Source organism: Pseudomonas sp. MH10 (assembly GCF_034353045.1).
Classification (GTDB): Bacteria; Pseudomonadota; Gammaproteobacteria; order Pseudomonadales; family Pseudomonadaceae; genus Aquipseudomonas.
The window spans coordinates 3,942,149-3,955,341 of sequence record NZ_CP133783.1 but is presented as its reverse complement, the minus strand read 5'-3'; the positions used below and the strand labels follow the sequence as shown (position 1 = coordinate 3,955,341).

The following is a 13,193-nucleotide window of genomic DNA, read 5'->3' as shown; positions in this document are numbered from 1 at the left end:
CATGGACAATATCGAAGCAAGTCAACCTTACTTCCAAGCGGATAGTCGGACACCGCTGAATGCAATAGTTCTGTTTGGAGGGAAAGAGCTTATGGCATGGACAACCAAGGCCCTGCCGCACCCGACCCTGGCAGGTAATATAATGATGGCTGTAGTTTTCTCCTTACTCGTAGGAGTTATTCTCTACGAATACTTTACCGGCCTACCTGCGGTAACAGAATCTAGTGTGACCGACCTTGCTATTTTAGGTATATGCATATGGTTGTTTTTTTGGAAAAAAGTAGTTCTTCAAAAAAACGCTTATAAGATGCGCATCACTGAGGTTGGCGGGCAAGCCAATTACTGGGCTGACATCCCTGAAAACATAAATATCTTTTTCAGGTGGACGGTGGGCATAGGCATATTCCTTGTCGTTTGCCTGATCGCAGTCATGCCGTCGGGAATCTGGTTACTGGCAGGCCCCGGAGGCATGGCAATTCTAGCCTCGAAATCCCTTCTAAATTGGAAAAGAGAAATAAAATACACTAGATTTACTTGGGACCAATTAGATTGGATAGTCATTGATAGAAAACGAAAACTCGTCGTATTTACAGCGCATTGGGACCCCAGCAGGACCTTCGAAGAGCAGTATGTTTGCTTTCAAGCATTTGTACCCAAAGACCAAATAGATGACTTGATCAGAATCGCTAAACTACATGCGCCAACATGCACCCACTTCGAACAATGTCACTGGGACGGCTGTAATGAGTAACGATTTTTGTCATCCCCCATTGGAAGAAAAGCATGAACACGCCTGATGAGGATCAGTCCTACTTCCAACCGGATAGCAATTTACCCGACAACCCTATAGTTCTCTTTGAAGGAAAAGAGCTTAAAGTCTGGACAACAAAAGCGCTGCCGCATCCAGTGGGGACTATCAATATAGTGATGGGTGTAGTGTGCACTATCATCATCGGGGTGGTCTTTTACGGATATTTTGGCGACCAGGCCGTCATAGGAGACCTCCCAGTTCTCGGTTGCGGTATTTTTGCCCTCTGCCTATGGCTGCTGTTCTGGAAAAAAGGTGCTCTGCAAAAAAACGTATATAAAGTCCGTATCACTGAAGTAGGCGGCCAAGCAAATTACTGGGCGGACATTCCTGAAAACATGAAGTACTTTTTCAGGTGGATGGTCGGTATAAGCGTATTCCTTGTCGTTTGCATGATTGCAGTCATGCCGTCGGGAATCTGGTTACTGGCAGGCCCCGGCGGCATGGCAATTCTAGCCTCGAAATCCCTTCTAAATTGGAAAAAAGTAATTCGCTACGACAACTTTACGTGGAAAGAACTTAACTGGATCGTCATTGATAGAAAACGAAAACTCGTTGTATTTACAGCACATTGGGATCCCAGCAGGACCCTTGAAGAGCAGTATGTTTGTTTTCAAGCATTTGCACCCAAAGACCAAATAGATGACTTGATCAGAATCGCTAAACTACATGCGCCAACATGCACCCACTTCGAACAATGTCACTGGGACGGCTGTAATGAGTAACGATTATTGTCATCCTTCATTGGAAGAAAAGCATGAACAAGCTTGATGAGGATCAGCCCTACTTTCAAGCAAGTAGTCGGATGCCGCTGAATGCAATAGTTTTGTTTCGTGGGAAAGAGCTTATGGCATGGACCACCAAAGCCCTGCCGCACCCGACCCTGGCAGGTAATATAATGATGGCTGTAGTTTTCTCCTTACTCGTAGGAGTTATTCTCTACGAATACTTTACGGGCCTACCTGCGGTAACAGAATCTAGTGTGACCGACCTTGCTATTTTAGGTATATGCATATGGTTGTTTTTTTGGAAAAAAGTAGTTCTTCAAAAAAACGTTTATAAGATGCGCATCACTGGGGTTGGCGGGCAAGCCAATTACTGGGCTGACATCCCTGAAAACATCAATATCTTTTTCAGGTGGACGGTGGGCATAGGCATATTCCTTGTCGTTTGCCTGATTGCAGTCATGCCGTCCGGAATCTGGCTACTGGCAGGCCCCGGAGGCATGGCAGTTCTAGCCTCCAAATCCCTTCTAAATTGGAAAAGAGTAGTTCGCTACAATGACTTTAAATGGGAAGAGCTTGACTGGGTCGTCATCGATAGAAAACGAAAGCTCGTTGTATTTACAGCACACTGGGATCCCAGCAGGACATTTGAAGAGCAGTATGTCTGCTTTGAAGCATTTGTGCCCAAAGACCAAATAGATGACTTAATCAGAATCGCTAAATTTCATGCACCAACATGTACCCACTTCGAACAATGCCACTGGGATGGCTGTAATGAATAGCTATCTTTTTATCAAGCGAAACGTTACTGCCTTAAATACACGCTAACTAATGTAGGAGCGCGAAGCGGTCCCCATAGACAGACTTGGTTTCAACTGAAAGAACTGATTGGCTGGTTTTACGACTGCTGCACGGCCGATCGCGGGCAAGCGCGCTCCTACAGCGGTTACGTGTTGCTCATGCGGGTGGTGGCTTATCCAATAACCGCAGCAATGGTTATCACGGCACTAACTTCTGCACCCGTACCCGGTCCCCCGCAAAGCTGGCGTCCACCTGTTTACGTGAGTCCTGATACCGCACAATCTCAGCCTTGAGGTTGTTCTGGTCGTCTCGCAAACTGTTCATTTGATCGACTAACGCTTGCGGCACAACGCGGCCCGCTCGTTCCTGGTCCGCCGCTTGGCTTTGCAGGTTGCTTTGCTGTGCGCTCAGGTTTTGCAGATTGCCTTGGGCGACGGCGACCAGTGCGTCGACCTCTGCCAACTTGCGGGCTTTGGCGCGGTCGACGTCGGCGACGCTGCTGTAGAGGTGCAGCAACTGAGCATCGGAATCGGCTTGGGCTTTATCGGCTCGCTGGTGGACTAATTCGTCTGCGCTCGGGGCAGGGGGCACCACTTGCATGACTCGCCCGCGCTCGTTGAGCACTTGATAGCCTTTGCCCACGTACTCGGGTGGAACGCCTTGGCGATCAAGGACGACCCCGCCTTTGCTGTCGATGTAGCGATAGAACAAAATCTGAGGCTTTTCTGCTGCCTGCCCAGCTACAACGTACAACGCCAGAACTAATCCGCACACGCTCAGCTTGGGCATATAAACACTGTCCTTAGATTCCGTACTGCTCGCGATAGGCCTCAACCGCCGGCAAATGCTGCTTAAGCTGTACATCATCGGCCAAATATTGAAGAACTTGATTCAGCGACACGATGCTGACGACTGGAATACCAAAGTCGCGTTCGACTTCCTGAATGGCCGACAACGCACCGTTGCCCCGTTCCTGGCGGTTTAATGCGATCAGTACACCGGCGGCCGTAGCGTTTTGGTCTTTGATGATCTGCATGACTTCGCGAATGGCAGTACCGGCGGTGATCACGTCATCGATTATCAGCACATTGCCGGAGAGTGGCGCGCCGACCAAGCTTCCGCCTTCACCGTGGGCCTTGGCTTCTTTACGGTTGAAACACCACGGCAGATCGAGCTGGTGATGTTCAGCCAACGCCACGGCTGTGGCGGCGGCCAGAGGAATTCCTTTGTACGCCGGGCCGAACAGAACATCGAAAGAAATACCACTGTCGACCACTGCTGCGGCATAGAAACGGCCTAGCTGCGCCAGAGCAGAACCGCTATTGAACAGCCCCGCATTGAAGAAATACGGACTGATGCGCCCGGACTTAAGCGTGAATTCACCGAAGCGCAGAACCCCACGATCGATGGCAAAACGGATGAAGTCGCGTTGATACTCATGCATGAAAAAAGCCCCAAATACCACGGATTTAGCTAATTAGGTAGAGCTCGGGTATCATACACGCACGTGATTTTTGGGGCCATTTATGCGGATCATCAGTGTGAACGTAAATGGCATTCAGGCCGCAGTCGAGCGTGGTTTGCTCAGTTGGCTGCAAGCTCAGAATGCCGACGTCATCTGCCTACAGGACACCCGCGCCTCCGCCTTTGAACTGGACGACCCAGCCTTCCAACTGGATGGCTATTTCCTTTATGCCTGCGAAGCTGAAGTTCCTGCCCAAGGTGGCGTGGCGCTTTACTCGCGGTTGCAACCGAAAGCGGTAATCAGCGGGCTCGGCTTCGAAACAGCCGACCGTTACGGGCGTTACCTGCAAGCAGATTTCGACAAAGTCAGTATTGCGACCTTGCTGCTTCCTTCCGGGATGAACGGTGATGAAGACTTGAATCAAAAATTCAAGCTCATGGACGACTTCGCTCGCTACCTGGACAAACAACGACGCAAACGCCGTGAGTACATCTACTGTGGCTCGTTGTACGTTGCTCAGCAGAAGCTTGATATCAAGAACTGGCGCGACAGTCAGCAATCTCCGGGCTTCCTGGCGCCAGAACGCGCCTGGATGGACGAGATTGTCGGCACCATGGGTTATGTCGATGCACTGCGTGAAGTCAGTCGCGAAGGTGATCAGTACAGCTGGTGGCCGGATAACGAACAGGCTGAGATGCTCAACCTCGGTTGGCGTTTCGATTACCAGTTGCTGACCCCAGGCCTGCGCCGCTTCGTACGCAGCGCTCGCTTACCGCGCCAGCCTCGCTTCTCGCAGCATGCTCCATTGATCGTGGATTACGACTGGACGTTGACCATTTAACGTTCCGTCGCCCACATAAAAGCCGACTTCGTGTCGGCTTTTTTGTGGGCGAGAACACTGTATCAATTGCTCTGTAGGAGCCAACACGTTGGCTCCTACAGGGGCGGATCAGTCAGCCAGTGCTGCGCGCTGCAATTCAAACAATTCAGTCATGCCTTTATTCGCCAAGGCGAGCATGGCGTTCAGCTCTTCAGGCTGGAACGGTGCGCCTTCAGCGGTGCCTTGGACTTCGATGAAGCCGCCAGTGCTGGTCATCACGACGTTGAGGTCGGTCTCAGCAGCAGAGTCTTCCAGGTAGTCGAGGTCGAGAACTGGTTCGCCCTGATACATGCCTACTGATACAGCAGCAATCATCTGCTTGAGTGGGTCGCCGCCTTTGAGGCCGCCACGCTTTTTGATCACTTTCAAGGCATCGACCAGCGCGACCATGGCGCCGGTGATGGAAGCAGTACGTGTGCCGCCGTCAGCCTGAATCACATCGCAATCGACATACAAGGTGACGTCGCCCAGCTTGGACATGTCCAGCGCCGCACGAAGGGATCTGCCAATCAGACGCTGGATTTCCAGGGTACGCCCGCCTTGCTTGCCACGGCTCGCTTCACGCTGGTTGCGTTCGCCAGTGGCGCGCGGCAGCATGCCGTACTCAGCCGTCAGCCAACCTTGACCCTGACCTTTAAGGAAACGCGGCACACCGTTTTCGACGCTGACTGTGCAGATCACTTTGGTGTCACCGAACTCGACCAAAACAGAGCCCTCGGCGTGCTTGGTGTAGTTGCGGGTGATGCGGATCGAGCGGAGCTGATCGGCAGCGCGGCCACTTGGACGTTTCATTTGGAATACCTGTACTGAGACGGAAATCTGCCGAGCATTATAGTGATCACAACCCGGTGTGGGCAGCTCTAAAAAGCTACCGGTCCGATTCTCACCCGCTTGCGGACGCAGAATCAGCGCTACGCAGCACGTTGTCACCGCGCCAATTTGGGCGCATCCACTGCACTGCGCTACAATCGCGCGCCTTCAATGCCTGTCGGCTATTTATGACATTCATTGGGCAATTCATCGCCCACGGCAGTTTTCTTCCGCTCCTATCAAGAGGTCGTTCCCATGGTGCACAGCATGACAGCCTTCGCCCGAGTCGAAAGGGCTGGCGCCCAAGGCACCCTGAGCTGGGAATTGCGCTCGGTGAATCACCGTTATTTAGAACCGCATCTGCGTTTGCCGGAGTCGTTTCGTGATCTCGAAGGCGCCGTGCGCGAAGCTCTGCGTCAAGGCTTGTCGCGGGGCAAGATTGAATGCACGCTGCGCTTCACCGAAGAAACCGCTGGCAAACCGTTGCAAGTCGACCGTGAGCGCGCCGCGCAATTGGTCGCCGCCGCTGAAGTGATCGCTAGCCTGATCCAGCAACCCGCGCCATTGAATCCGCTGGAGGTGCTGGCCTGGCCTGGGGTTTTAGTGGCAGATGCCAGCGACCCGCAAGCGCTGAACAACGACGCAATGGCCCTGTTCAACGAAGCCTTAACCGAGTTAAAAGCCGGTCGAGGCCGTGAAGGCGCCGACTTGGCTAAACTTCTCGACGAACGGTTAGACTCCATCGTTGAAGAGGTCGCCACCCTGCGTGTCTTGGTTCCGCAAATGCTCGCAACCCAACGTCAGAAAGTAATGGATCGCTTTACCGACATGAAGGCGGAACTCGACCCTCAACGCCTAGAGCAGGAGATGGTGCTGCTCGCGCAAAAAAGCGATGTGGCCGAGGAGTTGGATCGCCTCGCCACGCACGTCACTGAAGTACGCCGCGTCTTGAAGACGGGTGGACAAGCCGGCCGGCGCTTGGACTTCCTGATGCAGGAACTCAATCGCGAAGCCAATACATTAGGCTCCAAAGCCTTCGACCCGCGTAGCACTCAGGCAGCGGTCAACCTCAAAGTGTTGATCGAGCAGATGCGTGAACAAGTGCAGAATATTGAGTAAGGCAACCCCGACATGACCCACAGCACCGGCACCCTTTATATCGTTTCTGCACCTTCTGGCGCGGGCAAAACCAGCCTGGTCAAAGCCCTGATCGACGCTCAGCCGCAGATTCGCGTTTCTGTATCGCACACCACGCGGGCCATGCGCCCCGGTGAAATCAACGACGTGAACTATCACTTCGTGGACCGAGCCGAGTTCGTGCGGATGATCGAACACGGCGATTTTCTCGAACAAGCCGAAGTGTTCGGCAACCTGTATGGCACCTCGCAAAGCCGCTTGCAGCAAACGCTCGATGAAGGACATGACCTGATTCTTGAAATCGACTGGCAGGGCGCGGACCAAGTGCGCAAGTTAATGCCCGATGCCCGTTCGATTTTCATTTTGCCGCCGACTCAACAAGCGCTGCGCCAGCGCCTGACCAACCGAGGCCAAGACAGCGACGAGATCATCGAAGGGCGCATGCGTGAAGCCGTGAGTGAAATGAGTCATTACGTGGAATACGATTTCATCGTGATCAACGACGATTTCGCCACAGCACTCGAAGACCTAAAAGCGATTTTCCGCGCCAATCAGTTGCACCAAAAACCGCAACAGCAGCGTTTTAGTGAATTGCTCGCCCAATTATTGGCCTGAGTTGGAAGGTTTAAGCGGTAAGCTGCAAGCCTCAAATTGGGCGCGTTTCAGGCGCTTTTACTTGCCGCCTGCCGCCTAAAACTAACGGCTGATGAATTTCCCCTTCCCTAAACGCTGGTGTTTTTTTAAACTATCGAGTCCGCTCGCCCATCCGGGCACCGCGCATACTGCATTTGCTACGAGGAATACCCATGGCCCGCGTGACCGTTGAAGACTGCCTAGACCACGTCGTTAACCGCTTTGAACTGGTCATGCTCTCTACCAAGCGTGCCCGTCAGCTGGCTACCGGTGGTAAAGAACCTAAGCTGCCTTGGGAAAACGACAAGCCTACCGTTATGGCGCTGCGTGAAATCGCGGCCGGCCTGATGAGCTACGCTGTTATCGCTGAAGCCGAAATCGTTGAAGATGAGCCATTGTTCGCGGCCTTCGAGGACGAGTCCAACGAGGCCGTTTAAGCCTATGCCCGGTCGACGTAGTACGGCAAAGGGTCAATGCACTCAGCGAGGGGTATTCCCTTGCCGAGCATAGACGCCCTCGCCGATCGTCTGTCGACCTACCTCGGCAAAGACCAGGTCAACCTGGTCCGCCGAGCGTATTTCTACGCCGAACAAGCCCACGACGGCCAACGCCGCCGCAGCGGCGAAGCTTACGTTACGCACCCTTTAGCGGTCGCGAATATTCTTGCCGACATGCATATGGACCATCAGAGCCTGATGGCGGCCATGCTGCATGACGTAATCGAAGACACCGGTATCGCCAAAGAAGCGCTCTGTGCGCAATTCGGTGAGACCGTGGCCGAACTGGTCGATGGCGTCAGCAAGCTGACCCAGATGAACTTCGAAACCAAAGCCGAAGCCCAAGCCGAAAATTTCCAGAAAATGGCCATGGCCATGGCCCGCGATATTCGGGTGATCCTGGTCAAGCTGGCTGATCGGCTGCACAACATGCGCACGCTCGAAGTCCTGTCCGGCGAAAAACGTCGGCGGATTGCCAAAGAAACGCTGGAAATCTACGCTCCCATCGCCAATCGGCTGGGCATGCACAGCATCCGTATCGAGTTCGAAGACCTTGGTTTCAAGGCGATGTACCCGATGCGCTCGTCGCGTATTGGCCAAGCGGTCAAGCGAGCACGGGGCAACCGCAAAGAACTGGTCAACAAGATCGAAGAATCCCTGAGCCATTGCCTAGCCGTGGACGGTATCGAAGGCGAGGTCAGCGGCCGGCAGAAGCACCTGTACGGCATCTACAAGAAGATGCGCGGCAAACGCCGGGCCTTCAACGAAATCATGGACGTTTACGCGTTCAGGGTCATCGTCGATAAGGTCGACACCTGTTACCGCGTGCTTGGCGCTGTGCACAATTTGTACAAGCCGCTGCCCGGCCGCTTCAAAGATTACATCGCGATCCCCAAAGCCAACGGCTACCAGTCGCTGCACACCACGCTGTTCGGCATGCATGGCGTTCCCATCGAAATCCAGATCCGCACCCGCGAAATGGAAGAGATGGCGAATAACGGGATTGCCGCGCACTGGTTGTACAAATCCACGGGCGATGAGCTGCCGATAAGCACCCATGCCCGCGCCCGCCAGTGGGTCAAAGGCGTGCTGGAGATGCAGCAGCGCGCCGGTAATTCGCTGGAATTTATCGAAAGCGTGAAGATTGACCTGTTTCCGGACGAGGTTTACGTTTTTACGCCTAAAGGCCGAATCATGGAGCTGCCGAAAGGCTCGACGGCGGTGGACTTTGCTTACGCGGTGCACACCGATGTCGGCAACAGCTGCATTGCGTGTCGGATCAATCGTCGCCTGGCACCGCTCTCCGAGCCGTTGCAGAGTGGCTCGACGGTTGAAATCGTTAGCGCTCCCGGCGCACGTCCAAACCCGGCATGGCTGAACTTTGTGGTTACCGGCAAAGCCCGAACGCACATTCGCCACGCCCTTAAGCTTCAACGCCGCTCCGAGTCCATCAGCCTGGGCGAACGCCTGCTGAACAAGGTGCTCAACGGGTTCGACAGCACCCTGGAAAAAATTCCGGAAGAGCGCGTGCAGTTGATCCTGACCGAGTACCGAGTGGAGGTTATTGAAGACCTGCTCGAAGACATCGGCCTGGGCAATCGCATGGCGTATGTCGTTGCCCGCCGCCTGCTGACCAGCGACGCCGAGCAACTGCCAAGCTCCGAGGGGCCGCTGGCGATCCGCGGCACCGAAGGCTTGGTGCTCAGTTACGCCAAGTGCTGCACGCCGATTCCGGGCGACCCGATTGTCGGCCATTTGTCTGCGGGCAAAGGCATGGTGGTGCACTTGGACAACTGCCGCAATATCAGCGAACTCCGGCACAATCCGGAAAAATGCATCCAGCTGTCTTGGGCCAAAGACGTTACCGGCGAATTCAACGTCGAGTTGCGCGTCGAACTGGAACACCAACGCGGCCTCATCGCGTTGTTGGCGAGCAGCGTGAACGCCGCCGACGGCAATATCGAAAAAATCAGCATGGACGAACGCGATGGCCGCATCAGCGTGGTCCAACTGGTGGTCAGCGTGCACGACCGTGTGCACCTGGCCCGCGTGATCAGAAAACTACGCGCGCTGACCGGGGTGATTCGCATCACCCGCATGCGCGCGTAGCCAAACACTATCCTCAGGAGTTCTTCATGACCAAGACAGTTATCACCAGCGATAAAGCACCTGCAGCCATCGGCACGTATTCTCAGGCGATTAAAGCTGGCAACACCGTCTATATGTCCGGGCAGATCCCACTGGACCCGAAAACCATGGAATTGGTAGAAGGCTTTGAAGCTCAAACGGTTCAGGTCTTCGAAAACCTGAAAGCCGTCGCCGAGGCTGCTGGTGGCTCGTTCAAAGACATCGTCAAACTGAACATCTTCCTGACCGACCTGACCCACTTCGCCAAGGTCAACGAGATCATGGGCAAGTACTTCGATCAACCTTATCCGGCTCGTGCCGCGATTGGTGTTGCTGCGCTGCCAAAAGGCTCGCTGGTCGAAATGGACGCCATTCTCGTCATCGAATAAATCTCCCTGGGCGAACCGTTAATCGTTTCGCCCTCCCCCCTCAAAGGAAGGACCGCCATGCGCTTTGCGCTTGCCCTCTCGCTGCTTGCCGCGTTGTTAAGCGGCTGTGCCAGCAACTCCGACCGTAACCCGGACGGTATCTGGATCAATCAAACCGCAATCGATGCTGCTGTAAAAGGCGGTAACCTGCGTCAGGCGCTTCTCGCTAACGGGCCGAATCTGGAGTGGAATGTCAATTCGAAAGCTGGCCAAGCCTCGTTCTCAAATGGTTTTGAGCTCAGTGAAGGCAAGATCACCAGTGCAGCCGACGGCAAATATCACGTCGATTTCTACGGCAACTTCTTCGAAGACTTGAAGATCAAAGGGGACGATCTGATCCAGGCCGCCAGCGAGTCTGGCCCAGAGCAACGCTTCCAACAGCCAAAAGATCCGGCACCTGTAGATGCACCGCCAGGCAGCAGCTTTGAAAAAGCGCTGTATAGCGCGTACATGGGTGGTAAATGGAAGATCGTCGATGGCGTGGGCGCCGGGAACATCGTGCAATTCCACCCTGACGGCAGCGTCGATGGCTTGCCTGACGACGACCGTTACGCACTGTGCCTGGCTGGCGATTGCGCAGCCATGAGCGGTGAAAACGACAGCCTTTGGCTAGAGAAGAACAAACAGGGCAACGCTTGGATATTCGTCCGCAAAGGCGATCAGCTGGAAATACTGCAAGCAGTAAACCAGGCGAGCACGGATGAAATGCCAGACCTGCATCCCGGCCCGCGTCGCTGGTTGCTTGAGCGCGACTAACGCGCAATCCAACCCCCTTGTTGGCGAAAGACTTGACGCGGTTACACCCGATACACCGCCTCGCCAACAAGTTGGGTCCTACAGATTTCCCTCAAGAATCGCGGCGTACCCTTCTCGATAACTGGCATAGCGTGGCACCCAGCCCAAAGCACGGGCTTTAGCGTTGCTGCACTGCTTGCTACCGGTGCGGCGCACGCTCGCTTCGGCTGACCACTCAGTAACGCCCAGGTATTCACGCAGCCACGCCACGACTTCGGCCAAGGGCGCAGGCGCATCGTCGACGCCGATGTAGCAATCATCCAACGCCACCCCGCGCGCGTCTGCCTGTAGCAGGTACGCCAACAATCCTGCGGCATCGTCGACGTGAATGCGGTTGCCATATAAGGGCGGCTCGGTGACCACGCGGTAACCCTGACGCACTTGGGTTAACAACCATTCGCGCCCTGGACCGTAAATCCCGGTCAACCTCACCACGCTGGCGGGAATACCGCTACCCAGCGCAAGCTGCTCGGCCTGCTGCATCAGCCGCCCTGAATAACCCACCGCTTGGGTGGGCGACGATTCATCGACCCATTCGCCGTGCTGCTGCCCGTAAACGCTGCTGCTGGACACGAACAGCAAACGTTTTGGTTGTTGTCCATTTTGCTTGAGCCAGCTCAACACATGGCTCAACCCATCCACATAAGCTGCTTGATAGCCCGCTTCGTCATGATCAGTCGCGGATGCGCTGTAGACCAAATAATCGAGCGGCGACGTTGGCCAATCACCAGGACATCGCGAATCGAATAAATCGCCCGCTACACCTATAACGCCGTTTGGTAATTGCGAAACAGACCGGCGCAGACCGTAAACCGTCCAATCATAGGCGAGTAGCTGGTTGGCCAAACGGCTTCCAACGTCACCACAGCCAGCAATCAAAACAGAAGGGGGAAACATCGCAAAGCTCCAGGATAAGCGTGCGGTAACAGCACGGTAGATGACTCAAAACAGTCGCAAAACTCAGACCATTTGTTGCGACTAATAGAAAAAAGATTATGAGTTACTTTTGTTAACAAGAATTATTTGCAATAATACCGGCCTGTTTGTTCTCCTCTCTCGGCCTTTTGTCCAGCCCAGGCGCAGAGCATACGCCCCTCTTTTCTTCTCAGGTCCGGCCAGCATGACACGTATTCAACGCTCCGCTTCGCCAACCAAGCTTGCCAGCCTGCCGAGCGCATGGCGCGGCATTGCTGTCCTGTTGCTTAGCTTGCTAATTGCCCCAGCCGCGTTCGCCGACGAGCCGGCATCCGCAGCGACACCCGCTGCGCACGCAGCCGCTACCGCGACGGCTCCTGCAGTGGCACCCGTCCAACAGGCAGCGAGCGATCTACCTGCTCAAGCCCCGGATGCAACCCCGGCCGTGGTGGACAACAGCCTCGGTATGGCCAACGACTTGTCGCCCTGGGGCATGTACCTACACGCTGACATCATCGTAAAGCTCGTTCTGATCGGTCTAGCTATCGCTTCGGTCATCACTTGGACCATCTGGATTGCCAAAGGATTTGAACTGCTAGGCGCCAAACGTCGCTTACGCGTTGAAATCGCTACGCTGAAAAAAGCCCGCACCCTTAAAGAAGCCAGTGAAGGCGCAAACAAAGAAGGCACTCTGGCCCATTTACTGGTCCACGACGCCCTTGAAGAAATGCGCCTTTCCGCCAACAGCCGCGAACGCGAAGGCATCAAGGAACGCGTCAGTTTCCGTCTTGAGCGTTTGGTGGCTGCCTGTGGTCGCAACATGAGCAATGGCACCGGCGTACTCGCCACCATTGGCTCCACTGCACCGTTTGTGGGTCTGTTCGGTACCGTGTGGGGCATCATGAACAGCTTCATCGGTATCGCCAGGACACAAACCACCAACCTTGCTGTCGTCGCGCCCGGCATTGCTGAAGCCCTGCTGGCAACGGCCTTGGGCCTGGTTGCGGCCATTCCTGCGGTCGTGATCTACAACGTATTCGCCCGCTCTATCGCGGGGTACAAAGCGCAGGTTTCCGATGCCTCTGCCCAAGTCCTGCTGCTGGTCAGCCGAGACCTTGACCACCTGCCCGCGGAGCGCAGCCAGCAGCCGCACGTGGTGAGGGTGGGGTAAG

General features: G+C 54.8%; 15 protein-coding genes. 11 read left to right on the top strand and 4 right to left on the bottom strand.

Annotated elements, in window-relative coordinates; translation table 11 throughout:
* Position 1: 1 nt before the first annotated feature.
* From RHM59_RS17600 to RHM59_RS17590, 3 genes are read left to right on the top strand one after another with little or no spacing between them, the layout of a single operon-like run.
* Positions 2 to 751: a hypothetical protein gene (locus RHM59_RS17600; RefSeq protein WP_322224942.1), complete on the top strand. Its 750-nt coding sequence runs from the start codon at positions 2 to 4 to the stop codon at positions 749 to 751.
* Between the two features lie 32 nt (positions 752 to 783).
* Positions 784 to 1,533, top strand: coding sequence for a hypothetical protein (locus tag RHM59_RS17595; RefSeq protein WP_322224940.1), 750 nt, complete (start codon positions 784 to 786; stop codon positions 1,531 to 1,533).
* 32 nt (positions 1,534 to 1,565) lie between these two features.
* Positions 1,566 to 2,315, top strand: a complete 750-nt coding sequence (locus RHM59_RS17590; RefSeq protein ID WP_322224938.1) for a hypothetical protein — start codon at positions 1,566 to 1,568, stop codon at positions 2,313 to 2,315.
* 217 nt (positions 2,316 to 2,532) lie between these two features.
* On the opposite strand, the gene RHM59_RS17585 is transcribed toward RHM59_RS17590, so the two are convergent.
* The gene (locus tag RHM59_RS17585) at positions 2,533 to 3,123 is read right to left on the bottom strand and encodes a DUF4124 domain-containing protein (RefSeq protein WP_322166671.1); all 591 of its coding nucleotides are present in this window, start codon (positions 3,121 to 3,123) and stop codon (positions 2,533 to 2,535) included.
* Between the two features lie 13 nt (positions 3,124 to 3,136).
* Positions 3,137 to 3,778 (bottom strand): orotate phosphoribosyltransferase, encoded by a 642-nt coding sequence (gene pyrE, locus RHM59_RS17580; RefSeq protein WP_322224937.1) that lies wholly within the window; start codon positions 3,776 to 3,778, stop codon positions 3,137 to 3,139.
* A gap of 82 nt (positions 3,779 to 3,860) precedes the next feature.
* Here pyrE and RHM59_RS17575 point away from each other — a divergent pair, with 82 nt between their 5' ends.
* On the top strand, positions 3,861 to 4,640 hold the full coding sequence (locus RHM59_RS17575; RefSeq protein ID WP_219063057.1) for an exodeoxyribonuclease III: 780 nt from the start codon (positions 3,861 to 3,863) through the stop codon (positions 4,638 to 4,640).
* A 108-nt stretch (positions 4,641 to 4,748) separates the two neighbouring features.
* Here RHM59_RS17575 and rph read toward each other — a convergent pair whose 3' ends face one another.
* Positions 4,749 to 5,471 (bottom strand): ribonuclease PH, encoded by a 723-nt coding sequence (rph, locus tag RHM59_RS17570; RefSeq protein ID WP_322166673.1) that lies wholly within the window; start codon positions 5,469 to 5,471, stop codon positions 4,749 to 4,751.
* Positions 5,472 to 5,744: 273 nt separating this feature from the next.
* On the opposite strand from rph, the gene RHM59_RS17565 reads away from it, so the two are divergent.
* From RHM59_RS17565 to RHM59_RS17540, 6 genes are all read left to right on the top strand, one after another.
* Positions 5,745 to 6,608 (top strand): YicC/YloC family endoribonuclease, encoded by an 864-nt coding sequence (locus RHM59_RS17565; RefSeq protein ID WP_322224936.1) that lies wholly within the window; start codon positions 5,745 to 5,747, stop codon positions 6,606 to 6,608.
* A 12-nt stretch (positions 6,609 to 6,620) separates the two neighbouring features.
* Positions 6,621 to 7,241, top strand: coding sequence for a guanylate kinase (gene gmk / locus RHM59_RS17560; protein ID WP_322166675.1), 621 nt, complete (start codon positions 6,621 to 6,623; stop codon positions 7,239 to 7,241).
* Between the two features lie 191 nt (positions 7,242 to 7,432).
* The gene (rpoZ, locus tag RHM59_RS17555; RefSeq protein ID WP_322166676.1) at positions 7,433 to 7,696 is read left to right on the top strand and encodes a DNA-directed RNA polymerase subunit omega; all 264 of its coding nucleotides are present in this window, start codon (positions 7,433 to 7,435) and stop codon (positions 7,694 to 7,696) included.
* Between the two features lie 60 nt (positions 7,697 to 7,756).
* Positions 7,757 to 9,865, top strand: coding sequence for a bifunctional GTP diphosphokinase/guanosine-3',5'-bis pyrophosphate 3'-pyrophosphohydrolase (spoT, locus tag RHM59_RS17550; protein ID WP_322166677.1), 2,109 nt, complete (start codon positions 7,757 to 7,759; stop codon positions 9,863 to 9,865).
* A 26-nt stretch (positions 9,866 to 9,891) separates the two neighbouring features.
* Positions 9,892 to 10,272, top strand: a complete 381-nt coding sequence (locus RHM59_RS17545) for a RidA family protein (RefSeq protein ID WP_322166678.1) — start codon at positions 9,892 to 9,894, stop codon at positions 10,270 to 10,272.
* 57 nt (positions 10,273 to 10,329) lie between these two features.
* Complete coding sequence (locus RHM59_RS17540; RefSeq protein ID WP_322184546.1) at positions 10,330 to 11,067, top strand: hypothetical protein; 738 nt, start codon at positions 10,330 to 10,332, stop codon at positions 11,065 to 11,067.
* A 78-nt stretch (positions 11,068 to 11,145) separates the two neighbouring features.
* On the opposite strand, the gene RHM59_RS17535 is transcribed toward RHM59_RS17540, so the two are convergent.
* The gene (locus RHM59_RS17535) at positions 11,146 to 12,003 is read right to left on the bottom strand and encodes an NAD-dependent epimerase/dehydratase family protein (RefSeq protein ID WP_322224935.1); all 858 of its coding nucleotides are present in this window, start codon (positions 12,001 to 12,003) and stop codon (positions 11,146 to 11,148) included.
* 223 nt (positions 12,004 to 12,226) lie between these two features.
* On the opposite strand from RHM59_RS17535, the gene exbB reads away from it, so the two are divergent.
* Positions 12,227 to 13,192: a tonB-system energizer ExbB gene (exbB, locus tag RHM59_RS17530; RefSeq protein ID WP_322224934.1), complete on the top strand. Its 966-nt coding sequence runs from the start codon at positions 12,227 to 12,229 to the stop codon at positions 13,190 to 13,192.
* The last annotated feature ends 1 nt before the right edge of the window (position 13,193 follow it).